Below are 25,851 nucleotides of genomic sequence, written 5' to 3'. Positions count from 1 at the left end.
GTAGTAAATGTTGTTTGAGCAAAAGAAAATCAGCGCATGCGTGGGCGTGCTATTTGGGTCGGTACTAATCAACGCGCAAGCACAAATTGCGCAGCCACCCGACTACGGTCAAAAAATAGGTGATGTGGTTGTGAGCGCTACTCGCTCTGGTACTGAGTTAAAGGACATGACTCAAAATACTTCTATTTTGACGAATGAAGATATTCAAAACGCCCCGGAAATGACGGTTGACCAGGTCTTAAAGAATCAAGCAAGTGTATTTTTAAATGATCAACCGTATTATGAAAAGGACCCCACCGGTCAGAGTTTGAATGTCCGTGGTCTTGGTGCTGCGCGGACTCTGGCATTGATCGATGGACTGCCTGCAAACGACGCTATGTATGGAACTATTCAATGGAATCTGGTCCCGCTCTCAGCAGTGCAGGATGTAGAGCTGGTTCGCGGTGGCGTCTCCAATCTTTATGGCAACTATGGCATGGGTGGTTTAATCAACATCACTACCAAGCCCATTAACGATAACAAAGGCGAAGTGTCTGCCAGTTATGGTTCATACAATACAAGCAATGTGGCCGCTTCAAAAGAAGTGGCAGTAAATGACGTATTAAAGCTGCGAGTATCTGCGGACTACTTTAATACGGATGGTTATATTAACCAGCCCACTATCTCTCCGGCAACAGTCTACCCAGTAAAGAATAAAGTAGGGCAGTCTGCACCACTATTGCCTGGGATGGGTCCTGAAAGCGCTAACAGTACAAATTACCGACTTCAAGGAGCCTTGAAATTAAGTTCTGATGCGGATGCATTTTTTAATCTTGGTTCCCACAATATGCAAAATCTACCAACTGGTGGATATAACTTTGCTACCAAGACAACTCAAGAAACTACTTTTTCTGGAGGAGCAACTACGCGTTTGAGCGCAGCGCAAAAGGTTCAGGTAAATGCGTTTTATGAAAACACCACTCTTTGGCAGCAAAATGTCAGCAATAGCGGTGCAACCCCAGCTTATATAAGTGCCAACTATAACGATCCTTATTCAACGCTAGGGGCATCTGCGCAATATACCCATGACTTAAAGGATCAAACCATCAATCAGGTGGTGGTAAGCATTGATGGAAGACAGGTGGCTGCTCAGAATTTAACGAATACCTTTAGCTCTGCTGCTGGATATGCAAATGGGGTGGTTACCTCTTCTGATTACGCAAAAGGTCAGCAGCAATTTTATGGTGTGATGGCGCAAATGAAGGCTAAAACAGATGTCATCCCATTGCAAGCCACACTCTCGCTTCGAGAGGATCTATGGCAAAGTCAGACTCCAACCTATTGGATCGCGGGTGCAAATGGTGTTCAAAATTACACCAATGTCCCTAATCAAACTGCATATAAGTTCAGCCCTAATCTGGGCTTGTTATTGCAGGCTACTAAGGAATGGGATTTTAGGGGTGCGGCCTATCAGGGCTTCCATGCACCTGGTTTGAACAATACGCTTCGTACTTATGGGAATTCAACGAGCGTTAGCCTGGCCAATCCTTTGCTGAGCCCCGAGAACATGACTGGCTATGAACTAGGAACCGACTATCGTTGGAATGCGGGCTTTGTTCAGATTACTGGCTTTAATGCGAATGTAAAAAACGCAGTTTATGCACCCAATGTTTCTCAGGTGCAAGCTGCTGCTGCAGGTTGTCCAATCTCAGTTTGTACCGGAGCTAATGGCCAAACATATAGTTTGTATGGCAATAATCAGAATCTTCAAAGTCGTGGACTTGAGGTGCAGGCACATCATGATCTCAATGCTCAGTGGGCTGTTGATGGCACATACACCCATACGAACACCATCCTTACTTGGATTGGTTCGGGGGTTAATGCATCCTTAAATCCAATCGGATCTCAGGTTGGTGGTGTGCCACAAAACATGGGTTATGCAGGAGTGACCTATATGCCGCTTCCAAAGACCAGTCTGACAGCCAATATTCGTTATATTGGTAATTCTTGGTTGGATGGCGCACACACCTTACCAGTTCCTTCCTATGCAGTTGTTGGTTTAAAGGTGAACCATCAATTAACGCCAGAAGCCTCAGTATTTGCCAGTGTGATTAATATGTTCAATCGAAGCTACATCACTTACGGTACGGGAACTAGTCAAGGGAGTTATATCGCTGGGCAACCACAGAGCATTACTGTCGGTGCACGTATCATCTTCTAATCATGAATCCGACCCCATCCTCTCTTAATCGATTCTTATTGCTCGGAACGCTTCTTTCGGGAGTGCTGAGCCTTCCTGCGCAGGCACAAATGCAAATGGATCATTCTTCTATGGTTAGTGCAAAGCCTAGTAATGCCTGTCAGGGCGCTGGTTTGGAGTGCGCCAATGCTGCAACCCCATTTTTTACGCAGGATGGAAAACTCTTGTTAGCATGGACGGCAAGTGGGGTAGTTGCTGTTGCGCAGTCTTCTGATTTGGGAAAAACATTTTCACCAGCAGTCAAAATTGCTGAGCATGGTAAATCATTAGACGCTGGCGCTGATGCACGTCCGCAAATTGTTGCTGATAAACAAGGTAATATCTTTTTGGCATATGCTTTTTTCAAAGATACTAGTTGGAATGCTCAAATTAATACTGCTAGATCGACTGATGGGGCTAAGACATTCACTAAACCAGAGCCCTTGGTCAGTGACAGATCCAGTCAGCGTTTTCCATCGGTTCTGATAAAGCCAGATGGCGATATTTTTATCTCTTGGATCGATAAGCGTTTAGTTTCTGCTGCCAAGCAGGGTGGACAAAATCGTCTTGGCGGCTCAATTGCTTATTCTTTTTCTCAGGATGGTGGCAAAAGCTTTCAGGCAGAACGCTTTGCAAATGAGAGTAGTTGTGAGTGCTGTCGCATCGGCGGTAGCCTTGATCCGAAAGATAATCCTGTGTTAGCGTACAGGGCAATATTTCCCGGAGGTATTCGGGATCAAGCTAGCCAAGTGATTTTAGCTTCAGGTGCTGGACCAATCCGTAAGGTGGCTGATGACAACTGGAAAACTGATGCTTGCCCACATCATGGACCATCCATAGCAGTATCAAACGCCGGCACATACCATGTAGCTTGGTATACCCAAGGCAGTAAGCGCTCTGGAGTATTTTATGCAAACTCTAGCAACCAAGGGGCTAGCTATACTAAGCCTAGTCGCGTAGGCTCTGAAAGTGCCAATGTATCCAGGCCATATCTATTGGCATTGGGCCAGCAAGTTTGGTTGGTATGGAAAGAATTTGATGGCGTGCAATCTTCCGTATATTTAAAAGAATCTAGCGATGATGGAAAAACTTGGGCAACTCCTAAAATACTATCCAGCACAGCAGGGTACAGCGACCATCCATTATTGCTAGCCCAACGGAACAATGTATTTTTATCTTGGCTTACGCGTCATGATGGATACCAGTTAATTAATATTGGACAAAAGCAATGAAAAGATATTGGCTCTTTTTTATACTCGCCTTATCAGTGACTGGGTTTGCCTTTGCAGATCCAATTTCTCTGAAGCAGTATCAGACTGGAGATTGGAAATCGATCATCAAAGCAGCCAACGGCGGACCGCTAGCAATCAACTTTTGGGGCGTGACTTGCCCATCCTGCGTTAAAGAGATGCCGCAGTGGGGTCTTTTTATCAGAAACAATCCAAGTGCTAAAGTAGTTTTTATTCAGGTTGATGATGTCTCAATTGAGTCGATGAAAAAAATGTTGAGCAAAGCAAATCTAGATAAGGCCAATAATTATTATGTCGCAGCGCCTTTTGATGAGCGCCTGCGCTATGAAATCGATCCTAAATGGCATGGCGAAACACCTACAACCATAGTGATTGATAAAAATGGCAAAGCTACCAGAAAAACAGGCTTAGTAGACTTTCAGCAATTACAAAAAGCTTTGATAGTTAAGCCATAATTAAATGAATCGCTTTTCAATTACCGGGAGAATAGAAATATGAAGACAAAATTATTATTAACAATATGTACTGTTACAGGAATGGCTTTAGTAGGATCGGCATGGGCACAAAACGTTTCCAAAACTGTCACTACTAACGCTATCAAGATTGAAGATGCCTATACCCGTGCTACAGTTCCTGGCCAGCAGGTAGCCGGCGGCTTTATGAAGATTGAAAACAAAGGGGCAGCCGATCAACTCGTTTCAGCAAGCTCATCAGTTGCCGGCGAAGTGCAATTGCATGAAATGGCCATGGATGGCAATGTGATGAAGATGCGCCAAGTTAAAGATATTCCTTTGCCGGCGGGCAGCGCTGTTGAGTTAAAGCCAGGCGGTTTACATCTCATGTTTATAAATATTAAAGCGCCTTTAACAGCAGGTGAGACTGTGCCAGTGAAATTGAAGTTTGCTAAAGCCGGTGAAGTGGAAGTGAAGATGCCTGTAAACGCGATGGGCAACCCAGGCGTAATGAAGCACTAAGGCATTAATTGAGCGGTAATGCTGAAGTAATAAAAAAGCCCCTAGTTTTACTTAGGGGCTTTTTAGCAAGAACGATTAACTCAATTAGATTTTTAAATCTAAATCCGTTACCGCTCCTTTGCTCGCACTGCTTGCAAGACTTGCATATTTAGCAAGCAATCCGCGGGTATAACGCGGCTTAGGTTGTACCCAAGCTGCGCGACGTTTCGCAATTTCTGCTTCATCAACGTTCAATTGAATCAGTAGTTGATGGGCATCAATGGTTACCGAGTCCCCTTCATGAATGAGGGCAATCGTACCGCCTACATAAGCTTCAGGAGCTACGTGACCGACAACCATGCCCCAAGTGCCACCAGAGAAGCGACCATCGGTAATCAGGCCTACTGATTCACCTAGGCCTTGACCAACAAGGGCAGAGGTGGGGGCAAGCATTTCACGCATACCAGGACCGCCTTTAGGGCCTTCATAACGAATCACAACAATGTCGCCATCCTTGATTTTCTGAGCCATAATCGCTGCCATTGCATCATCTTCTGAATCAAATACACGCGCTGGGCCTGTAATTGATGGATTCTTGAGACCAGTGATCTTAGCAACGCAACCCTCAGGGGAGATATTGCCTTTGAGAATGGCTAGGTGACCTTGTTTGTATAAAGGATTGTCTAAAGTGCGAATCACTTTTTGATCAGCGCGTGGTACAGATGGAACATCCTTTAAGACTTCAGCAATCATTTTACCAGTGATGGTCATGCAATCGCCATGAAGCAAGCCACCATCGAGCAAAATCTTCATTACTTGTGGAATGCCACCAGCTTGATGCAGGTCAGTTGCAAGATAAGTACCAGATGGTTTCATATCAACGATCACTGGAACGCGTTTGCGAATACGCTCAAAGTCATCAATTGTCCAATCGATTTCAGCTGCGCTGGTAATAGCCAAGAAATGCAATACCGCATTGGTTGATCCACCAACTGCCATGATTACGCTGACAGCATTCTCAATGGATTTTTTGGTAATGATGTCGCGTGGACGAAGGTTATTCTTGACAGCCTCTACCAGGACGCGCGCTGATTCAGCGGCGCTCACTACTTTCTCTTCATCAACATTGGCCATAGTAGAAGAGTAGGGCAAGCTCATGCCTAAAGCCTCAAACGAAGAGCTCATGGTATTTGCTGTGTACATGCCGCCACAAGAGCCGCTACCAGGGCAGGCATGCTGTTCAACACCCTTTAAGTCTTCTTCACTTAATCGACCAGAAGTAAACTCACCAACCGCTTCAAATGCAGAAACAATATTGAGTTCTTTACCCTTGTAATGACCTGGCTTGATCGTACCGCCATAGACATAGATGCCCGGTACATTGGTACGCGCTAAGGCCATCATGCCACCTGGCATATTTTTATCGCAACCACCAATGACGACAACGCCATCTTGCCAAAGACCATTTACACAAACCTCAATACTGTCGGCAATCACTTCGCGTGAGACAAGGGAATATTTCATACCCTCGGTACCCATGCCGATACCATCAGAAACTGTTGGCGTACCAAATACTTGCGCTTTTGCACCAGCCGCTTCTAAAGCATTAACAGCGGCATCAGCTAATTTTTGTAAACCACTGTTGCATGGAGTAATAGTGGAGTGACCATTCGCAACACCAACCATTGGTTTTACGAAATCCTTTTCTTCGTAACCCATGGCGTAATACATCGAACGATTAGGTGCGCGAGCAACCCCTTCGGTGACCATGCGCGAGCGTTCATTAAGGCGTTTCATGCTTATTACTCCAGAAAAGGTTTGTGTCGAAAGACTCTATTGTGCCGTGAGATGAGCTCAAGGGTGACTAAGTTGCAGTAGCCTTCCTTGACTGATCTTTATGTTGCAATGCAATATAAAGATATCAATGAAATCATTGATTTAGACCTAATATTAGCTAAACAGCTAATAGCTTAGTAAAAGATGCTGCAGTACATTAAGTTATCGATCACTTTTCCTTTGAAATCAATGACTAAAGTCGGCCATATTTACCTAATTGATGATGACGAGTCAATGCGCATTTCTCTATCCAGAATGTTGCGTGAACTGGGATATATCGTAGATGACTATGCATCTGCTACTGTTTTCTTGGAAAAATCCGTTCCAGTCTCACCTGCCGTCATTCTGTTAGACATGCAAATGCCAGATATGAGTGGGCTAGATTTGCAAGAAATGCTGCAAAAGTTTGGTCGCAAGACGCCTATTGTGTTTGTCAGCGGCCAAAGTCATCCCCACCAAATCGTTCAGGGCCTGAAGAAGGGGGCGTTGGATTTCTTATTTAAGCCATTTAATTTGGAAGAGCTCTTAAAGGCAGTTGCAGATGCGATTGAGTTTGATGGCCGCCAACTGAAGCGCATTTCTTTGGATATTGAAGCTAAAAAAGGTTACGAGAGCTTAACCCCGAGAGAGCATGAAGTCTGTGGATGGCTGGTTAAAGGACTTTTAAACAAAGATATCGCTCTAAAGCTAGGAACTACGGATGCCACGATTAAGGTTCATAAAGCCAGAGTGATGGAAAAAATGCACGCAGATTCAGTGCAAAATTTAGTAAAGAAATACTTAGAGTCTGATTTAGAGAGTCACCCCTTGACTAGCTAGTCTCAGAGCTAATTTATTCATTGGTATAAAAGTACTAATATCTTAAAAAGCATTAAATTGAGCAATGCATTAGAGTTATACGATTAACAAATAGTGAGACAAATCTGCAGTGGTAATTAAAGCCAAACTTCCCGAGATTCGTAAAGAGGTATTTACCAGGGCTAGAGAAAGTCTAGGATTAAGCACGAAAGATCTATCGGGGATGGCTTGCCTGTCTGTTCGTCAAATAGAGCAGATTGAAAATGGCGAAAGCAGTAGTTTCTATGGTGATCAAGTTAAATTTACCGCAGCAAAAAAAGTAGCTGGCCTACTAAAGCTCACTCCAGAAGAAGCATTTGATTTTGGTGATTTTCCACAATCTGTAAGAGCAACAGAAGTCGAAGAGAAATTGCAGGAGGGGACAAATGCCTCTGCGGTAGAGAAAAAACCAAAGCCTGAAAAAGCAAAAGAAACAGAACAGGCAAAAGCCCTCGACCCAAAACCCGAAAAGGTCAGCGCAAGCACAATATCTGAAAGTGCTCTTGACTACAGAGTTAAGTCAAAATCTTCAGCCGACCCCAAAAAGAAACTCTTCCTACTATTAGCAATTGGCGCAGCGCTTATTTTTGCTGCGGTGAACTTGCAGCCTCTATTTTTTCCGGAGCCAGTTAAAGAAGAGGTAGTCATTATTCAAGAGGCGGCGCCAGAGCCTGCGCCGGCAGAACCCATAGCAGATGCAAGGCCAGTACCAGCGGTAGCCCCAGAAATTGTTTCTGCCACCGTTCCAGCTGAATGCCCGCCTATAGATGTCTCAGTCATCAATTACAAGCCTGAGGCGCCTAAAAAGGCCGGCGATATGGTTTACCTACAATCAAAGACTGAACAAACAGTTTGCGTAGTCGATGCTACTGGCAAGACCCAGAATAAAGCTTTGGAACCTGGTGTTGGTGTGAGTGTTTTCGGTAAGCCTCCGTTAAAGGTTCTTACTGGCGGCTTAAATCAGGTGGATTTGTACTACCAGGGTGCAAAGGTGCGTATCGGCAATACGACTGGTAAGACAATTATTTTGGAGCCAGCTGAAATCATTCAGCCAGTAGCTCCATCAACAACTTCAGATTCTCAGTTGCGTTAATCCAAATAAAAACAGCGGCTCGTCAAGCCGCTGCATTTGTTTGCTACGTTAAGCCTACTCTTACACTGCTGCGTTATCAGTTTCACCGGTACGAATACGAATCACTTGCTCTACTGCAGTAACAAAAATTTTGCCGTCACCAATCTTGCCAGTACGTGCAGCTTTCGTTATCGCTTCGATAGCGGCTTCAACGCGGTCATCCGCAACCACGGCTTCTACTTTCACCTTAGGTAAAAAATCGACTACGTATTCAGCGCCACGATAGAGTTCGGTATGACCCTTTTGACGACCAAAACCCTTCACTTCAGTAACGGTTAGACCTGTAACACCTACTTCCGCTAATGCTTCACGGACTTCGTCGAGCTTGAATGGCTTAATGATGGATGTAATTAATTTCATTTATTCCCCCTATTGGAGCAATCATACCTAGAACTTGAATGACTTGCCAAAAAGCCGGCAGTTTTTGGGTGTCTAGGCTCTAAATTGCGATGTGATTGGGTAGCGCCAATCCCTCCCAAAGGCGCGCGTAGTCACACGGACTCCTGGAGGTGCTTGACGACGCTTGTATTCATTAAGCTTAATTAAGCGGGTCACCTTCTCAACGCTTTCAGGATCAAAGCCAGCGGCAATGATCTGGGTAATCGATTGATTTTGCTCCATGTAGCGCTCAACAATCCCGTCCAATACTTCGTAGGAAGGAAGACTATCTTGGTCTTTTTGATCGGGACGTAATTCGGCGGAAGGGGCGCGAGTCAAGATTCGCTCAGGAATAACGGCGCCAATACTATTGCGGTAAGCACATAAGCGATACACCAAAGTTTTGGCAATATCTTTAATGACGGCAAAGCCACCGGCCATGTCGCCATATAGAGTGCAATAACCGACAGCCATTTCACTCTTATTACCAGTGGTTAAAACCAGTCGACCCGTTTTATTAGAAAGAGCCATCAGCAGTGTTCCACGTACGCGCGCCTGAATATTTTCTTCAGTAGCATCAACATTGAGGCCTTTGAATTGCTCGGCTAGCGATGCCTCTAAAGCATCTACTGGTCCGCTAATCGGAATCTCATCGTATTGGACGCCCAGGTTTTGAGCCATCTCACGAGCATCGATCCACGAGATATCGGCGGTGTAGCGTGAAGCCATCATGACTGTACGCACTTTGTCGGCGCCGAGGGCATCCACAGCAATAGCAAGGACCAGGGCTGAATCTACGCCGCCAGATAGGCCAATAATCACGCCGGGGAAGCGATTTTTGGTGACATAGTCACGTACGCCTAAGACAAGCGCTTGATAGGCTTGCGCTTCTACTGATTGGGGTGGAGTAATTAAACCTTTTTCTAGTTCACCAGAAGGAGAGACTGCAACAAGACCTAAGCCTGTTTCAAACTGTGGCATTGCCATGACAACCTCGCCACGACTATTTAGCGCAAATGAGCCGCCATCAAATACCAATTCATCTTGACCGCCAACTGCATTAACGTAAACCAGCGGCATATTGGTTTGCGCAATATGCCCACGCAATACTTCAATACGAAGCGCCTCTTTCTTGAGGTGATAAGGCGATGCATTCGGAACTAGTAATACCTGCGCTCCAGCAGCATGCGCCTGTTTAGCGGGACCTGCATGCCAGGCATCTTCACATAAGATCAAGCCGTAATGAATACCTTCGCATTCAAATACGCAAGCTTGATTGCCGGGAACGAAGTAGCGGACCTCATCAAATACTTCGTGATTGGGTAATTCTTGTTTGGCATAGCCTACGATCACTTTGCCGCTTCTTAAGACGGATGCGTAGTTTTGCAAACCTGCAGATGTCTGTTTGGGGTGACCAACGATGACGGTCAGATCTGAGTGCTGAGCTAACTCTTTCATTAAGAGCTCGAGCTGTAATTGCGCCGCCTCAATGAAAGCAGGGCGGAGCAATAAGTCTTCTGGGGGATAGCCCGTAAGCGAAAGCTCAGGGGTGACTACGAGTTTGGCGCCCTGATAGTAGGCGTCTAGAGCGGCTTTGTGAATGAGTTGCGCGTTGCCAGCCAAATCACCCAGTAAAGGGTTGATTTGGGCTAAAGCAATTTTCTGTGCACTCACTCCGACTCACAAAGCCTTTACTAATAACTATTTAAATAAATACTAAATTAACCGTGCTCTTTGTTGTAACGATCGATACCCTCAAGAATTTCCTTATGAGCATCTGCAACGCCACCCCAACCTCTCACTTTTACCCATTTTCCTGCTTCGAGATCTTTATAGTGTTCGAAGAAGTGTTGGATTTGATTTAAGCGAAGTGGGTTCATGTCTTCTGGTTTTTGCCAGTGTGTATAGATTGGCAAAATTTTGTCTTCTGGGACGGCCAATAATTTGGCATCTTCACCACCTTCATCTTCCATTTGCAATACGCCAATTGCGCGGCAAGAAACAACTACACCTGGAATGAGTGGGAACGGGGTAATGACGAGTACGTCAACAGGGTCACCATCACCGGCGATGGTTTTGTTGATATAGCCGTAGTTGCATGGGTAGTGCATTGCAGTGCCCATAAATCGGTCAACGAAAATTGCGCCAGACTCTTTATCCACCTCGTACTTCACTGGATCAGCGTTCATTGGGATTTCAATAATGACGTTGAAGCTTTCAGGGATCTTTTTACCTGGCTTGACCTTTTCGAGACTCATAAATACTCCGAATAATGATTAGTAAATACCCTGATCCTATCAAGGGGGCGCAGGGGTGATTCTGCTACATACTGGTACAGCTTAAAGACCTTAGTTTAAAGCTTTCGGGAACCAGGTCTACCTAAGTGCAAGTTATACAGAACAATAAAGATTAACAAATGATTAACAAATGATTAACTTTAGGGAGTTAAAGCATGAGTAATGTCACTTTAGGCTTGTATTTTGCCTTGGCGTGCGGTGTCATAGCCGTGATTTACGGTTTTGTGATGCGCGGCTGGATTTTGAAGCAAAGTACAGGAAACGCCAAGATGCAAGAAATTGCTGAGGCGATTCAGCAGGGCGCGGCAGCGTATTTGTCACGTCAATATAAAACGATTGCCATAGTTGGGGTGGTTTTAACCATTCTGATGGCGCTCTTTCTTGATTTTGCAACAGCGATTGGCTTTGTCGTCGGTGCGGTACTTTCCGGTGCTTGTGGCTTTATTGGCATGAATGTTTCTGTACGCGCAAACGTGCGTACTGCAGAAGCTGCTACTAAGGGTATGAATGAAGCGCTCAATGTGGCATTTAAAGGTGGCGCTATTACCGGCATGTTGGTAGTTGGCCTTGGTCTATTGGGTGTTGGCTTGTTCTTCATGTTCCTCGTGTCGATTGGTGCAGGGCAAGACCTTTCTTCTGTATTGCATCTATTGATTGGTTTGGCATTCGGCTCTTCTCTGATTTCGATCTTTGCCCGTTTAGGTGGTGGCATCTTTACTAAGGGTGCAGACGTTGGCGCTGACTTAGTTGGTAAGGTTGAAGCAGGTATTCCAGAGGATGATCCACGCAATCCTGCAGTGATTGCTGACAATGTTGGTGACAACGTCGGTGACTGCGCAGGTATGGCTGCTGATTTATTTGAAACTTATGCGGTGACTTTGATTGCAACCATGGTCTTGGGTTCCCTCATGGTGTCTGGCGCGCCAGTCGCGGCAATTATTTATCCATTAGTACTTGGCGGTGTTTCCATTATTGCTTCCATCATTGGTTGCTCATTTGTAAAAGCCACGCCTGGCATGAGAAACGTCATGCCAGCTTTGTATAAAGGCTTGATCATTGCTGGTGGCTTGTCGCTGATCGCTTTCTACTTCGTAACCAACTTCATCATGCCAGACGATGCATTAGGCATCCCCGGAAGCCAATGGCGTTTGTTTGGTTCAACTGTAGTGGGCTTGTTGCTTACAGCAGGCTTGGTATGGATTACCGAATACTACACCGGTACCCAGTTCAAGCCAGTTCAACATATTGCTGAAGCTTCTACCAAAGGACATGGCACCAACATCATCGCTGGTTTAGGTATCTCGATGAAGTCAACTGCTTATCCAGTTCTGTTTGTATGCGCAGCGATTTTTGCCGCATATTGGTTAGCCGGTTTGTACGGCATTGCGATTGCAGCAACAGCTATGTTGTCCATGGCAGGTATTGTGGTTGCGCTTGATGCCTACGGCCCAATTACGGATAACGCTGGTGGTATTGCAGAGATGGCAGGCTTGCCACAATCTGTGCGCGACATTACCGATCCATTGGATGCGGTTGGTAATACCACTAAAGCGGTTACCAAAGGCTATGCGATTGGTTCAGCTGGTTTGGCATCGCTCGTCCTCTTTGCTGACTACACCCATGCTTTAGAGGGTATGGGCCAACAAGTGTCTTTTGACTTGTCTAACCACATGGTGATCATTGGTCTGTTTATTGGCGGCATGATTCCTTACTTGTTCGGTGCGATGGCGATGGAAGCAGTTGGTCGTTGTGCTGGCGCTGTGGTTGAAGAAGTGCGTCGTCAGTTCCGTGATATCCCTGGAATTATGGAAGGTACTGCCAAGCCTGAGTACGGCAAAGCGGTAGATATGCTCACCTCAGCTGCTATTAAAGAGATGATCGTTCCTTCCCTCTTGCCAGTAGTTGCCCCAGTTGTCGTTGGTCTCTTATTAGGACCTGCTGCATTGGGTGGCTTACTCATGGGAACTATCGTGACTGGCTTGTTTGTAGCGATCTCGATGTGTACTGGTGGCGGTGCTTGGGATAACGCCAAGAAATATATCGAAGAAGGCAACTTCGGCGGCAAAGGTTCTGAAGCTCACAAGGCTGCAGTGACTGGCGATACCGTAGGCGACCCTTACAAAGATACCGCGGGCCCTGCTGTTAATCCACTCATCAAGATCATTAACATCGTGGCATTGCTCATCGTGCCACTCTTGCCAGTAGTCTCACGTTAAGCAATACAAGTGCAACAAACAAAAACGCCTAGCAATGCTAGGCGTTTTTTTGTCCACAAATTATTTGGGTAATTATTAAATGCAATACTACTATTTTATTTATAAAGGGGCTCTATGACTAAGAGGAATTTGTGGACCTCATTTTTTCTCAATGACTCGAATGTATCTGAAGATTTTTTTGGCGATCAAAGTATATGTCCAGAAGGAGAAATTACGATTAAGATACCTGTGGATCCTAATAATCCGGAGACATTTCCCAAAGGCTTTGTAAATAAAGATGCTCTTGATGCAACTACTGATATTGAAGTTGGGTTGCATAAAAAAGAAGATGATGATCAGGCGAAATTAGATGCCCTAAATAAAAACACCTAGCAAAGCTAGGTGTTTTTATTATTGCTCAGTTACTTAGATTCTTATTCCAAGGTTTCTAAGTAACGCTGCGCATCTAATGCAGCCATACAGCCTGTTCCAGCACTGGTAATCGCTTGACGGTAAATATGGTCTTGCACATCGCCAGCAGCAAACACGCCAGGGATATTAGTAGCAGTGGCATTGCCTTCAAGGCCTGAATGGGTCTTGATGTAGCCATTGTTCATATCGAGCTGACCAACAAAGAGTTCGGTATTCGGTTTATGGCCAATGGCAATAAAGGCGCCGGTTACAGCAAGATCTTCAGTGCTGCCGTCTTGCTTCTTAATGCGTACACCAGTAACGCCTTTTTCATCGCCCAGAACTTCGTCGAGAGTGGAGTTCAGTTTCAGTTCCACTTTGCCTTCAGCAACTTTTGCCATGAGGCGATCATTCAAGATTGGCTCAGCGCGGAATTTATCGCGACGATGAATCACTGTGACTTTTTTAGCAATGCCAGTGAGGTAGAGCGCTTCTTCAACTGCAGTGTTACCACCTCCGACTACGCACACATCTTGATTGCGATAGAAGAAGCCATCACAAGTTGCGCAACCTGAAACACCTCGACCCATAAATGCTTCTTCACTAGGTAAGCCAATGTATTGTGCTGAAGCGCCAGTGGAAATAATCAAAGCATCGCAGGTATAGACTCCAGAATCACCAACCAGGCGAATGGGTTTTTCTGTGAGTGCTGCCGTATGAATGTGATCAAAAATGATTTCAGTATTAAAGCGTTCGGCGTGCTTTAAAAAACGCTCCATGAGTTCCGGGCCTTGAACGCCATCTGCATCCGCAGGCCAGTTTTCCACGTCTGTGGTGGTCATTAATTGACCGCCTTGAGCCAGGCCAGTAATGAGGGTGGGGTTTAAATTGGCGCGGGCGGCATAGACAGCCGCTGTGTAGCCAGCAGGGCCAGATCCGAGGATGAGAACTTTGGAGTGTTTTGGGGTATTTGTAGTCATATTCAAATTATAGGTTTGCTTGATTACAATCGGTAGAACATGGCAAGAACCGCATACCCGAAGTCCAAGGCTCCTTTGAGCCCTCAGCCCCCAGAGAATGGCGGTCAGGGCAGGATGCCCCGCCTTTTATTAGAGGCCCGTTGGTTCATCTCTTTAGGCCTTTGCCTGGGTTTATTTGCTATTTTGCTCACGTATTCCAAGGCAGATCCAGCCTGGTCGCATGCCAGTTTTGAGACCCCTAAGAACTTGGGAGGTCGTTTTGGGGCCTATTTAGCCGATTTAATGCTCTATATCTTTGGCATTTCGGCCTTTTGGTGGGTCGCTCTCTTTGGGCGCCGCGTTCTCAATGGCTGGCGCGAGCTTTGGAGCATTCCATTGCCACCCGATCCAGATGCCAAGCCAGATTCTCTATTGATGCGTTGGTTGGGCTTTGGCCTGACTTTAGTCTGCAGCATGGGCTTGGAGTCTATCCGCATGCATTCCCTGTCCTGGGAGCTTCCAAGACCGCCTGGCGGCATTTTAGGCGAGTTGATTGGAGATCCCCTGCAAATGTCTCTCGGGTTTACGGGTGCAACCTTAGTTCTACTATTTGGCCTCTGTGCAGGTTTATCTCTATTTCTCCATTTCTCTTGGTTAGATGTAGCTGAAAAAGTAGGGCGCTTTCTGGAGGTTACCTATCACCGCATTCGGGAGCGTCGCGACAGTGAAGAGGATCGCAAGTTGGGTGAAGCTGCTGCGGAAGAGCGAGAAGAGTTTGTGGAAGAGTTCCGTGGGCGCGTTGAAGTGGCCGCTCCAGTACAAATCGTGCGTGCTCCTATTGAGATTCCAAAGAGTGCTCGTGTGGAGCGAGAGAAACAACAACCCTTGTTTGTGGATATTCCTGATTCTGAATTGCCTCCACTGGCATTACTTGATCCAGTGCCTGAAGCAAAAGAAACCATCTCTGCTGACGTTCTAGAATTTACTTCACGCTTAATTGAGCGTAAGTTAGCCGAGTTTAATGTCCAAGTGAAAGTAATTGCCGCCTATCCTGGCCCAGTAGTGACTCGCTACGAGATTGATCCAGCGATTGGTGTGAAGGGTAGCCAGATTGTTAATCTGTCACGCGACTTAGCCCGCTCGCTTGGCGTAGTGAGTATGCGTGTTGTAGAAACGATTCCTGGCAAAACCTGTATGGCTTTGGAATTACCAAATCCAACTCGTCAATCTGTTTACTTGTCAGAGATTCTGACTTCACAGGTCTACAACGACAACCACTCATTGCTGACTCTCGCTTTGGGTAAAGACATCTCTGGTAGCCCAATGGTGGCTGACTTGGCGAAGATGCCGCACTGCTTGGTTGCGGGTACTACCGGTGCCGGTAAGTCGGTTGGTATTAATGCCATGATTTTGTCTATACTCTTTAAGGCAAAGCCAGATGAAGTGCGTTTGATCATGATTGATCCGAAGATGCTAGAGATGGCAATGTACGACAAGATTCCGCATTTGTTATGCCCGGTAGTAACCGATATGAAGCAGGCTTATAACGCCCTCAATTGGGCCGTGAATGAGATGGAACGTCGCTACAAACTGATGAGTAAGTTTGGTGTGCGTAATCTAGCTGGCTTTAATAAAAAGATTCTCGAGGCAGAAGAAAAAGGTGAGAAGCTTACCAATCCATTTAGCTTAACTCCAGATGATCCAGAGCCAATTTATAAAGCGCCAGTGATCGTCATCGTGATCGATGAGTTGGCTGACTTAATGATGGTCTCTGGCAAGAAGATCGAAGAGTTGATTGCGCGTATTGCGCAAAAAGCGCGTGCAGCAGGTATCCATCTGGTATTGGCAACACAGCGTCCAAGCGTCGATGTTATTACTGGCTTGATTAAAGCTAACGTACCAACTCGCATCTCATTCCAAGTTAGTAGCAAGATCGACAGCCGTACGATTTTGGATCAGCAGGGTGCAGAAGCATTACTTGGTATGGGTGACATGCTTTACATGGCGCCAGGTACTGGCTTACCAGTTCGTGTGCACGGCGCATTTGTATCTGATGATGAAGTTCACCGTGTTGTAGAGTGGCTTAAAGAGAAGGGCGAAGCCAATTACATCGATGGCGTGCTTGAAGGCGCAGATGAATCCAATGTGGATGCATTGACTGGCGAGGGTGGTGGCGAAGCCGATCCGCTTTACGATCAAGCTGTTGCCATTGTTCTGGAAAACAAACGCCCATCTATCTCATTGGTGCAGCGCCATTTGCGCATTGGTTACAACCGTGCAGCGCGCCTGCTTGAGGATATGGAAAAAGCAGGTCTCGTATCCAAGATGGGTAATGGTGGCAATCGCGAGATCCTTCATCGTCCTTCAGAGTAAGGCTTCATTTTGCAAAGATTCTTTTCCGCTTTATTTCTAGGAACAGTCATTCTGTTTTCAAATGCAGCCCATTCCCAAAGCGAAAGTGGTTCAGAGCAGTTACGTCAGTTTGTCCGTAACTCCAAAACTGCTGAAGGCGACTTTGTGCAACAACAGCTGCGCGCTCCTAAGGCGAACGAATCACAAGACAAGGGTTTGAAAGTCCTCCGTCAAACTCAGGGCCATTTTGTCTTTCAGCGTCCAGGTCGTTTTATCTGGGATACCCAAAAGCCCTATGAGCAAAAATTAATTGCTGACGGCAAGCAACTGATCTTGTGGGACAAGGACTTAAATCAAGCGACTTTTCGTCCGGCAGGACAGGCATTGGCGTCTACGCCTGCAGCGATTCTCTTTGGTGAAAACTCCTTGGATCAGCACTTTGACTTAATTGAAGGTGAAGAGCGTCTAGGGATGAAGTGGGTTGCCTTGACTCCTAAAAAAGATCCCAACGCCAAGAATAAAAATGATCTTCCTTATACAAAGATCTCTATTGGTATGGCTAATGGCTTGCCTAAGGCGCTTGAATTAACTGATGGACTGGGTAGCGTAGTTCTAGTGACTCTGGATAAGATTCAGCTCAATGTGAACCTGCCAGCCAATCGCTTTACCTTTACTCCACCAGCAGGGGCAGAAGTCTTGCGCTTAAACTAGAGCCACAATATTAATAAGTACCAAACCAGACCCAAGCAAAGCTCCATATGATTGATCCGCAATTACTCCGTAAAGATATCGCCGCAGTCGCTGCGCGTTTAGCCACCCGTAAATTCCAATTGGATGTTGAGAAATTCAACACCTTGGAATCAGAGCGTAAATCTTTACAAACCCGTACTGAAGAATTGCAAGCAAAGCGGAACCAATTATCTAAAGCCATTGGTATGAAAAAAGGTAAGGGCGAAGATGCTGCTGCGGAAATGTCTGAAGTTGCCCAAGTCAATGCAGACATGGAATCTGGTGCTGCACGTTTAGCAGTTTTACAGGCGGAAATTTCTGATTTCTTGATGGATATTCCCAATCTTCCGCATGAATCCGTTCCTGCTGGTAAAGACGAAACAGAAAACAAAGAAGTAAAACGTTGGGGTCAAGAGCCTATCTTTGATTTTGAAATTAAAGATCACGTTGATCTGGGCGCTCCATTAGGTTTGGACTTTGAAGTTGCAGTCAAGATCAGTGGTTCGCGCTTTGTTGTTCTCAAGGGGCCGATTGCAAGACTGCATCGTGCCTTAGCGCAGTTCATGATTGATACGCATGCTACAAAGCATGATTATCAAGAAGTGTATGCACCGTATATGGTTAATGCTGCATCTATGCGTGGTACAGGACAGCTCCCGAAGTTTGAAGAAGATCTATTCAAAGTTCCGCGTCAAATGGGTGGCGAGGATGAGGGCGGTGAAGCTAAAACAGAAAACTTCTATCTCATTCCAACGGCAGAAGTACCAGTTACCAATCTAGTACGCGATGAAATCGTGAACGCTGATAACTTACCGATGAAGTTTGTTGCACACACGCCATGTTTCCGCTCAGAAGCGGGAAGTTATGGTCGTGACGTACGTGGCATGATTCGTCAACATCAGTTTGACAAAGTGGAGTTGGTTCAAATCACTAAGCCCGAAGACTCCATGCAAGCTTTGGAAGATCTCACGGGCCACGCTGAACGTATCTTGGAGTTGCTCGAGTTACCTTACAGAAAAGTATTGCTCTGTACTGGTGATATGGGTTTCGGCAGTACCAAGACATATGACTTAGAAGTGTGGGTTCCATCACAAAATGCCTATAGAGAAATTAGTTCTTGCTCTAGTATGGGCGATTTCCAGGCAAGACGGATGCAAGCGAGATTTAAAGCAGGCCAAGGTAAGCCAGAGCTAGTGCACACTTTGAATGGTTCAGGTCTTGCTGTTGGTAGAGCATTGGTAGCACTGCTTGAGAACAAGCAACAGGTAGATGGCAGTATTGCTATTCCTAAAGCATTGCAACCTTACTTGGGGGGTTTAGACGTATTAAAGCCGAATTAAATCAAAACAGCTTTAATTTTTACTTTATAAACATTTTTCGCTAAAACTTTATCAAGAGTTGCCAAAGATTTAGATTTGAATTGCCTTGCGGCGGCAAGATGAAGTGCGTCACCAGCCCTGAGATTTGATTTGCTATCAACAACTAAAATTCCAGCAGAGTAATACGTTTTGTTCTCAATCGGAATTAGTTCAATGTCGTTTTGGCAGAGATTGTCAAATTTTTTCCAAGCTTCACGACTCTGTTTTTCAGTTATTTGATTGGTTCTGACCTTTAGACAAAGTGCGCTAGAGAATTCTGTAAATGCCCAAGTCGAGGAAATCATTTTTGCGGAACTGTTTTCATACCATTTATCAACAGCATCACTCTTTTCTTCTGTTGTGCATAAAGCCACTAAAATACTGGTATCAACATAAATCATTAGTAACGCGCCCCTGAACGAACTTCATCCATTACTGATTTACCCATCTTCAATGTAGCTCTAAATGCTCTAAGATCTGCTGCAATTGCTTTGCGATCTAATTTTTGCGGCCTAATAATTAGTGAGCCATCCTTCGATAGGGTTGCTTCAACCTTATCCCCATCCTTTAGTTGGATTTCTTTGATGAATGCAGCGGGAATCCGAAGCGCCAGGCTATTACCCCACTTTGAAATTTGAATATTCATGTTTTAACCTCCTTAAAATAGATATACATTTGTGTATATCTATTTTAAGGAGGCTTATCTCTTTTGACCAGCCATTTTTAAGTCAACATTGGCTATATGGCTTTATGTGTCGCTAGCTATAATGATCACTTGGTTCGGAGAGGTGGCAGAGTGGTCGAATGTACTTGACTCGAAATCAAGCGTAGGGTCAAACCTACCGTGGGTTCGAATCCCACCCTCTCCGCCACTTAGACTCTGTAATTGTTCATATGCAGAAATATTGAAAATGCCCCGCATGACGTGGGGCTTTTTATTTGTACGTAGTTTGTAATATGCGGGCATTAAATAGACAAGGGAGCATTACTGTTGCAATCGAGTCATCAAGTACTTCATGACGTTTTTGGCTTTGATCAATTTCGCGGGGCACAAGAGTCTATTGTTAATCATGTAGTGGCAGGCGGGGATGCTTTGGTCCTCATGCCCACAGGTGCTGGTAAGTCGCTGTGTTATCAAATCCCCTCGCTTGTTCGTCGCGGTGTAGGGGTGGTAGTTTCACCCTTAATTGCCCTGATGCAAGACCAAGTTGATACATTAAATCAGTTGGGCGTTAAGGCTTCATTCTTAAACTCCAGTCTAGATGCAGCTACATCTCAACAGGTGACCAGTCAATTACTGGCTGGAGAACTTGATTTAATCTATGTAGCGCCAGAGCGTCTAATGAGCTCTAGTTTTCTATCGATACTCGATAGGCTCAATAGTGGCCCAGGAATTGCGCTATTTGCTATCGATGAGGCACACTGCGTTTCTCAATGGGGCCATGATTTCCGCCCAGAATATCGCCAATTAACCGTTTTGCACGAGCGATTTCCAAAGGTGCCTCGTATCGCCTTAACAGCCACTGCGGATGCACCAACCCGAGCAGAAATTGTAGAGCGCCTTTCACTGGAATCTGCCGTGCAGTTTGTGTCTAGCTTTGATCGTCCCAATATTAAGTATCGAGTACTCCAAAAGCAAAGTGCTAAACAACAGTTAGAGCATTTTTTAGATGCAGAGCATACCGATGACTCAGGAATCATTTACTGCCTATCGCGTCGTAGTGTAGAAGAGATTGCACAATGGTTGGTAGATCGCGGCTGGGATGCAATGCCGTATCACGCAGGTTTAAGTGTGGAAACACGCAGCGCCAATCAAAAACGCTTCTTGCGTGAAGAGGGCGTCATCATGGTTGCAACAGTAGCGTTTGGTATGGGTATTGATAAGCCCAATGTCCGCTTTGTGGCGCACCTAGATCTTCCTAAAAGCATGGAAGGCTATTACCAAGAAACTGGACGGGCAGGACGTGATGGTTTGCCAGCAAATGCGTGGATGGCCTTCGGCTTTGGGGATGTAGTGAGTTTACGGCAAATGGTGGATTCTGGCGAAGCCTCTGAAGACCGTAAGCGGGTAGAGCGCCAAAAACTCAATGCGCTACTAGGCTATTGTGAATCTACGACCTGTCGCCATCAAACAATCTTGCGTTACTTTGGAGAAACGCATGCTGGTGGCTGTGGAAACTGCGATAACTGTCTAGAACCAGTGGCAACTTGGAATGCCACGCATGAAGTGCAAAAAGCATTGTCATGTGTATATCGAACGGGCCAACGTTTTGGTGTAACCCATTTAATTGATGTGCTTCTGGGCAAAGCAACTCCTAGAGTGAAGCAATTTTTTCATGAGCAAGTGAGTACATTCGGCATTGGTTCGGAACTTAATCAGGCGCAGTGGAATAGCATCTATCGTCAATTAGTAGCGGGCGGTTATTTAGATGCTGATATTGCATTACATGGTGGCTTAAAGCTGGTAGATGCGATTGCCTTGCCGGTGTTGCGTGGAGAGCAAGAGGTTTGGCTGCGCAAAGAAACAGGCTATTCCAAAAGCAAAGCTACGAAGTCTGGAGCAAACAAGAAATCTACCCATCCCTTTAGCAATATTGCAGATGAAAAACTATGGGAGGCACTCAAGGCCAAACGTACTGACTTGGCACGAGAACAAGGAGTGCCGCCCTATGTGATTTTCCATGACAGCACATTGCATGAGATGGTTAAATCTGCGCCAACTACCTTAACTCAGTTCAGCCGTATTGGCGGGGTGGGGCAAGCTAAGTTGGAGCGCTATGGCGAACACTTTCTTGAGGTTATTCTAGAAAATCTAGAGCGCTCCAGTTAACCCATTATTGATATTGACAGTCAGAGCGTCTATTACAATCTGAGCGAGACGGGTGCATTAAGGCTACACAGCCCCCTATCTGCCAGTATCCCAGCTTAATTCCTTTTTTGATTAGAGGCTCATATGAAAAAAATTCTCTCAAATTTAGTTGTTGGTTTTTTGCTTAGCATTGGCTTCTCAGCAGCCCATGCCGATCCACCAATGCAACCTTTTTACGCTGCCGTCATGAAAATGGCGCCTGAAGGCAAGTTGGGGCAAGTAATTAAGCAAGAAAAAATCATCACCTCCATTAAAGGCGCGCAAGCTTGGAAGATTGCTTACATTTCTTCAGATGTTTCTGGTCGCAAAACTATTTCAACTGGTGTAGTGGTTGCACCTACAGGGGCAGCTCCAGTAGGTGGTCGTCCGGTAATGACTTGGGCGCATGGAACAACAGGCTCAGCACAAAACTGTGGCCCATCACAAGTTATCGATCCTGCCGTTCCTTTAAATGAGTACTTTTTATTAGGGGGCAATTCTTGGACTGATTACGGTCTTCCTGCGGCTGAAGAGTTCATCAAAGAGGGTTATGTTCTTGTTGCAACTGACTATCAAGGTCTGGGCGGTGGCGGTAGACATCAATATAGTGTTGCCGCTACTAATGGCATGGATACACTCAATGCTGCCCGTGCTGTAGTTTCTATGAAAGAAACAGGCGCCAGTAAAAAGACTTTAGTTTATGGATGGTCACAAGGTGGCGGGGCAACGATTGCCCTGGCTGGAATGCCTGAGTACATCAAGCAGACTGGTACGGTTGCCGACAATCTTGATATTGTGGGTTTTGTAGCCTTGGCGCCGCAAGATATTTCGATACTTGCCCCTGCAGGCAAACATGATCAAGCTACCGCAGATAAATACTTCCAAGACTCACAAAAAATGTTCTTGGATAACGTTTTCAATTTCACACATGCAACCATGTTTTATTGGGGCACGCAGGCTGCATTCCCTAATCTTAAGTTATCGGACATTTTTACTGACGAGGGTGTAAAGGTTGCTAACGAGATTTACAGTAATAAATGTATGCACACCGCTAGCGATACATTTAATTTTAACTATGGTTCAAGCTATGCCAGTTTGTTAAAGCAAAAGCCGAGCAATACTGTTGCTTGGGCTGAGGCGATGTTAAAGGGCGGGGTTCCAGTTGTTAAACCTGTTGCACCAATACAGATTTATTTTGGCTCAAAGGACACAGCAGTTCCACCAATGATGCATAAGCTCTATCAAGAGCAAGCCTGCAAGTTAGGCGGTAATGTTGGAAGAATGCAGTTACCTGGAGAGCAATCTCACTTTACAACTCCTGGATCATCCAAGCCCTTCTATCTAGCCTGGGTGAAAGACCGTATTGCTGGCAAGCCATTGGCTAACGCCTGTCCACAAAACTAGAGAAAGTCTTTCTCTTAAATAGAAAAGCCACCTTCGGGTGGTTTTTTCTTTGGCCTATTCAGATTAATGCTGAAGAAATAAAGCCATCTAAAGGAGTTAAATTTGGTTACCTATGGGCTGATGGCACAAACTATTCGTAACCAGAAACGAGAGAATTACACCTCATCTCCCATAAGTAGAAGATCACTTTACAAATGTAATGTGACAGGCTGATGTTACTTTGATGACATTTCATAGTCTGAAAAATCAAAGCACTATCGAATGCCTTTTAATAAAATAAAAGCGCTCTTAATAGGCTTTTAGGGTTTTGGAACACTCATATTTTGTCTTAGCAGGATTGGTGTAAAGCTAAAAGGTTGCTCAGACTTTGGATTTACTCCAATCATTACCGCCTGGACTTGTTCTGCACCCATAAGCTCTAGGCGGAGAACATTCTCAAGTATATGTTTTTGATCCACGGTCTTTAGTGGTTGATCCAGAATAAGGCGATGACTGTCGCCATGAATCAAGAGTACTGGCTTTTTGAATTCCTGCGCATTTTTACTTAAGGCGTGTAATGTATCTCGATACCCGCTATCCGCATCAGTTGCTTGTGTAGGCGTATAAAACATATCGGCTTGGTAGCAAAAAACCATTCCCAAATATCCCTTGGTTGACGCAAGGTCAAAGGCACGTTGTATCCAGTCTAAATTAGCCTGATTACGTTCGTAGTATTCAGCTTTTGCTTGCTCATTTCGTTCAAAGTTATTGTTTGAACCAGGAATGTGTAGGCTCACAAACAGAATATGATTTTTTACCCAGTAAGCGTTCTCAACAAACTTCTTGTGCCTTGGATCTATATCAGCCTGTCTGATGAGGTTAATCTGTTGCTTGCCAAAACTTTTTTGTGTGTCAAAGAAAGTGCTTCTTAGATTGTCTAAACGTTCGAGGGGGTCGTAAGATCCCGCTAGCGGACGATGACAATCAGTCCATTCATTGTCTCCAATGCTATAAATTAATGGAGATGAAAATTGATTGAAATATCCCTTAACTTTTTGGTTATATTCATCGCTACATGGCGTAGAACCCGATTTAGTATCGCCAACAAAGACGCTAAAACTCGGATTAGATTTGTTGATTGCTGAAATTAATCTTTCGTATCGAACATAATCTTCTGGAATGGAGTAGGGCACATCACCTAAGGCTATAAATTTAAACGGCTCCAATGACTGCGCAGATGCTATCAAAGAGCCTGCGATGAGAAGCCCACTGAATAGTGCTTTGAATGCCTTAAGTGATTTCATATTTATTTATAAGAAATGGGTGCATCGTCTAGCTCTTTAATTTCAAGCTCGCCAAATATGTAGGCCTTTGAGCTTACTCGAATCCAGCCCAAATCATGGAAGACATCTTCGTGGCTCTTCGAATACTTTCGACTGCTTTGGTAAAATATGTCCGTTAACTCATCTTGCTCTTCTTCTTCGACGGTATCTGAAAAATAAATAACTTTTTCGCCGCTATAGGTTTTGCTGACAACGCCGCCAGGGATATCTTCAATACAGATTCCAATATTGGGATCGTAGACCTTAATGAATGCGGGTTTAATGTTGGTTAAAACGGAGCCCAACCTCCAGACTGTGCCGCACTTAATCTCTTTATTTGATTGCTGAAATACATTGCGCTCTACTAAGGAGCCTATTTCTAGTGGAATAATCTGATAGAACATTATATTGTTCCAGTTCAAAGGTAATGTGTGCTCTTAGTTTGCTTCAAAATTATGACACTTTTATATTCACAGTCCAGTTTAAATTTAAAATCTCCAGGTAACTCCAACTTCACTGCGTGTGGCGCCGGCTTGTTGTGATGCAAAAGTTTCGCCATAGTTTGAACCAGTCCGCATGTAAGACACGCCAAGATCTATGCTGTCAGTAAGCGAATAAATTCCCGCAATTAAGGCGTAATGGCTTAAGTATTGTTCAGATGAAGGTGGATTGGTCGCAGCTCCAATATCTAATGCGATTTTGAAATTCTTGGATATCGACCAAACGGGAGCAATGGAAATCAAAAAGATATTTGTGCGATTAAGTTCGGTTGTGGTTCCGACGCTGTAATTCGTGTTGTAAGGTGAACGCATGTATACGGCATTCAGATGTAACTCTATGTCTTGCCAATATTTAGACGCGATGAAATTCACGCCATAGTTAAACGCGGCTAAACCTAATCCAGCAACTTGCTGCTGCTTGCCAGCAGGTAATACCACTGTAGGCTTGATAGCCAGAGCATAGCCCAGATTCTCGTCTTCGTAAAACCGCCATTTGCTTGCTAGCACATAGTTGGCGAATTTAGAGTAAGTACCGCTTGGTTCATTGAAGTACGTTGCGGAGATCGATGCTTCTACTTGGTCACTTAGTCCACGGGTGTACGTAAAAGGAAAGGCCTTTGCATCTATTCTACCGGTGTACTCTTCGCCGGGCGTAATAATATCTGCCTGTTGTGAGCTCCCTTGTCGATTGATGGAGAAAAAATACTGTTCTATCTGATTTCCACCGGCTTTTACAGTAGCCGCATCATCGGTATTTAAAGGTTCAAATGCAAAAACTAGCGTTGGTATAAGAAGAAGGGAAAGGCATAAGCTTTTCATGAAGGCCTGACGTAGCCAGAAGATTGGTAAATGAATCTGTTTAGATCACTTTCATGACATTTTGATGTCAGGTT

Annotated in this window: 23 protein-coding genes and 1 tRNA gene; 14 read left to right on the top strand and 10 right to left on the bottom strand. The window is 45.1% G+C overall.

All coding sequences use genetic code 11. The features are described from left to right. Positions 1-7: 7 nt before the first annotated feature. The 4 genes from ICN48_RS07610 to ICN48_RS07595 are packed head-to-tail and all read left to right on the top strand — an operon-like array spanning position 8 to position 4,442. Positions 8-2,200, top strand: a complete 2,193-nt coding sequence (locus ICN48_RS07610; RefSeq protein ID WP_216153111.1) for a TonB-dependent receptor — start codon at positions 8-10, stop codon at positions 2,198-2,200. Positions 2,201-2,202: 2 nt separating this feature from the next. Continuing rightward, complete coding sequence (locus ICN48_RS07605) at positions 2,203-3,450, top strand: sialidase family protein (RefSeq protein WP_216153110.1); 1,248 nt, start codon at positions 2,203-2,205, stop codon at positions 3,448-3,450. Beyond that, positions 3,447-3,923, top strand: coding sequence for a TlpA disulfide reductase family protein (locus ICN48_RS07600; RefSeq protein WP_216153109.1), 477 nt, complete (start codon positions 3,447-3,449; stop codon positions 3,921-3,923). Before ICN48_RS07605 ends, ICN48_RS07600 begins: the two co-directional genes overlap by 4 nt. Before the next feature lie 39 nt (positions 3,924-3,962). Then, positions 3,963-4,442: a copper chaperone PCu(A)C gene (locus tag ICN48_RS07595; protein ID WP_216153108.1), complete on the top strand. Its 480-nt coding sequence runs from the start codon at positions 3,963-3,965 to the stop codon at positions 4,440-4,442. Between the two features lie 84 nt (positions 4,443-4,526). Here the strand turns inward: ICN48_RS07595 and ilvD are convergent, their stop codons facing one another. Next, positions 4,527-6,218 (bottom strand): dihydroxy-acid dehydratase, encoded by a 1,692-nt coding sequence (gene ilvD / locus ICN48_RS07590; protein ID WP_216153107.1) that lies wholly within the window; start codon positions 6,216-6,218, stop codon positions 4,527-4,529. Between the two features lie 228 nt (positions 6,219-6,446). Here ilvD and ICN48_RS07585 point away from each other — a divergent pair, with 228 nt between their 5' ends. Together ICN48_RS07585 and ICN48_RS07580 are read left to right on the top strand one after the other, a co-directional pair. Next, complete coding sequence (locus tag ICN48_RS07585) at positions 6,447-7,076, top strand: response regulator transcription factor (protein ID WP_216153106.1); 630 nt, start codon at positions 6,447-6,449, stop codon at positions 7,074-7,076. Between the two features lie 109 nt (positions 7,077-7,185). Further along, the gene (locus ICN48_RS07580; RefSeq protein WP_216153105.1) at positions 7,186-8,187 is read left to right on the top strand and encodes a RodZ family helix-turn-helix domain-containing protein; all 1,002 of its coding nucleotides are present in this window, start codon (positions 7,186-7,188) and stop codon (positions 8,185-8,187) included. 60 nt (positions 8,188-8,247) lie between these two features. On the opposite strand, the gene glnK is transcribed toward ICN48_RS07580, so the two are convergent. The 3 genes from glnK to ppa form a co-directional block, all read right to left on the bottom strand. Beyond that, the gene (gene glnK / locus ICN48_RS07575; protein WP_216153104.1) at positions 8,248-8,586 is read right to left on the bottom strand and encodes a P-II family nitrogen regulator; all 339 of its coding nucleotides are present in this window, start codon (positions 8,584-8,586) and stop codon (positions 8,248-8,250) included. 72 nt (positions 8,587-8,658) lie between these two features. Next, the gene (locus ICN48_RS07570) at positions 8,659-10,278 is read right to left on the bottom strand and encodes an NAD+ synthase (RefSeq protein ID WP_216153103.1); all 1,620 of its coding nucleotides are present in this window, start codon (positions 10,276-10,278) and stop codon (positions 8,659-8,661) included. Between the two features lie 47 nt (positions 10,279-10,325). Continuing rightward, positions 10,326-10,862 carry an inorganic diphosphatase gene (gene ppa, locus ICN48_RS07565; RefSeq protein WP_216153102.1) on the bottom strand — a complete coding sequence of 179 codons (537 nt, stop codon included), beginning with the start codon at positions 10,860-10,862 and terminating at the stop codon, positions 10,326-10,328. Between the two features lie 194 nt (positions 10,863-11,056). On the opposite strand from ppa, the gene ICN48_RS07560 reads away from it, so the two are divergent. Beyond that, positions 11,057-13,117 (top strand): sodium-translocating pyrophosphatase, encoded by a 2,061-nt coding sequence (locus ICN48_RS07560; RefSeq protein WP_216153101.1) that lies wholly within the window; start codon positions 11,057-11,059, stop codon positions 13,115-13,117. Positions 13,118-13,231: 114 nt separating this feature from the next. Next, positions 13,232-13,489: a hypothetical protein gene (locus ICN48_RS07555; RefSeq protein WP_216153100.1), complete on the top strand. Its 258-nt coding sequence runs from the start codon at positions 13,232-13,234 to the stop codon at positions 13,487-13,489. Between the two features lie 41 nt (positions 13,490-13,530). On the opposite strand, the gene trxB is transcribed toward ICN48_RS07555, so the two are convergent. Then, a complete protein-coding gene (trxB, locus tag ICN48_RS07550; protein WP_216153099.1) occupies positions 13,531-14,487 on the bottom strand; it encodes a thioredoxin-disulfide reductase in 957 nt (318 codons plus the stop codon). Positions 14,488-14,526: 39 nt separating this feature from the next. Here trxB and ICN48_RS07545 point away from each other — a divergent pair, with 39 nt between their 5' ends. The 3 genes from ICN48_RS07545 to serS are packed head-to-tail and all read left to right on the top strand — an operon-like array spanning position 14,527 to position 18,887. Continuing rightward, positions 14,527-16,839, top strand: coding sequence for a DNA translocase FtsK (locus ICN48_RS07545; protein ID WP_216153098.1), 2,313 nt, complete (start codon positions 14,527-14,529; stop codon positions 16,837-16,839). Between the two features lie 9 nt (positions 16,840-16,848). Beyond that, a complete protein-coding gene (locus ICN48_RS07540) occupies positions 16,849-17,529 on the top strand; it encodes an outer membrane lipoprotein carrier protein LolA (protein WP_216153097.1) in 681 nt (226 codons plus the stop codon). A gap of 47 nt (positions 17,530-17,576) precedes the next feature. Then, positions 17,577-18,887, top strand: a complete 1,311-nt coding sequence (serS, locus tag ICN48_RS07535) for a serine--tRNA ligase (protein WP_216153096.1) — start codon at positions 17,577-17,579, stop codon at positions 18,885-18,887. On the opposite strand, the gene ICN48_RS07530 is transcribed toward serS, so the two are convergent. After that, the gene (locus ICN48_RS07530; protein ID WP_216153095.1) at positions 18,884-19,306 is read right to left on the bottom strand and encodes a type II toxin-antitoxin system VapC family toxin; all 423 of its coding nucleotides are present in this window, start codon (positions 19,304-19,306) and stop codon (positions 18,884-18,886) included. The genes serS and ICN48_RS07530 overlap by 4 nt on opposite strands. Continuing rightward, positions 19,306-19,551: an AbrB/MazE/SpoVT family DNA-binding domain-containing protein gene (locus tag ICN48_RS07525; protein ID WP_072583827.1), complete on the bottom strand. Its 246-nt coding sequence runs from the start codon at positions 19,549-19,551 to the stop codon at positions 19,306-19,308. The genes ICN48_RS07530 and ICN48_RS07525 overlap by 1 nt, the downstream gene beginning before the upstream one ends. Before the next feature lie 136 nt (positions 19,552-19,687). On the opposite strand from ICN48_RS07525, the gene ICN48_RS07520 reads away from it, so the two are divergent. The 3 genes from ICN48_RS07520 to ICN48_RS07510 all read left to right on the top strand — a co-directional run bounded on the left by ICN48_RS07520 (position 19,688) and on the right by ICN48_RS07510 (position 23,157). Then, positions 19,688-19,777 (top strand) — tRNA-Ser (locus ICN48_RS07520). Between the two features lie 119 nt (positions 19,778-19,896). Next, on the top strand, positions 19,897-21,735 hold the full coding sequence (gene recQ / locus ICN48_RS07515; protein WP_216153094.1) for a DNA helicase RecQ: 1,839 nt from the start codon (positions 19,897-19,899) through the stop codon (positions 21,733-21,735). A 123-nt stretch (positions 21,736-21,858) separates the two neighbouring features. Then, positions 21,859-23,157 carry a lipase family protein gene (locus ICN48_RS07510; protein WP_216153093.1) on the top strand — a complete coding sequence of 433 codons (1,299 nt, stop codon included), beginning with the start codon at positions 21,859-21,861 and terminating at the stop codon, positions 23,155-23,157. 299 nt (positions 23,158-23,456) lie between these two features. Here ICN48_RS07510 and ICN48_RS07505 read toward each other — a convergent pair whose 3' ends face one another. From ICN48_RS07505 to ICN48_RS07495, 3 genes are all read right to left on the bottom strand, one after another. Continuing rightward, entirely contained in the window at positions 23,457-24,440 is a 984-nt protein-coding gene (locus ICN48_RS07505) for a hypothetical protein (RefSeq protein WP_216153092.1), read from the bottom strand. 2 nt (positions 24,441-24,442) lie between these two features. Beyond that, entirely contained in the window at positions 24,443-24,862 is a 420-nt protein-coding gene (locus tag ICN48_RS07500) for a hypothetical protein (RefSeq protein ID WP_216153091.1), read from the bottom strand. 84 nt (positions 24,863-24,946) lie between these two features. After that, positions 24,947-25,777, bottom strand: coding sequence for a hypothetical protein (locus ICN48_RS07495; RefSeq protein WP_216153090.1), 831 nt, complete (start codon positions 25,775-25,777; stop codon positions 24,947-24,949). Between the last annotated feature and the right edge of the window lie 74 nt (positions 25,778-25,851).

The organism is Polynucleobacter sp. JS-Safj-400b-B2 (assembly GCF_018881975.1).
Classification (GTDB): domain Bacteria; phylum Pseudomonadota; class Gammaproteobacteria; order Burkholderiales; family Burkholderiaceae; genus Polynucleobacter.
Note: the sequence above shows the minus strand (reverse complement) of the source record. Positions and strands in the feature narration are given on the sequence as shown.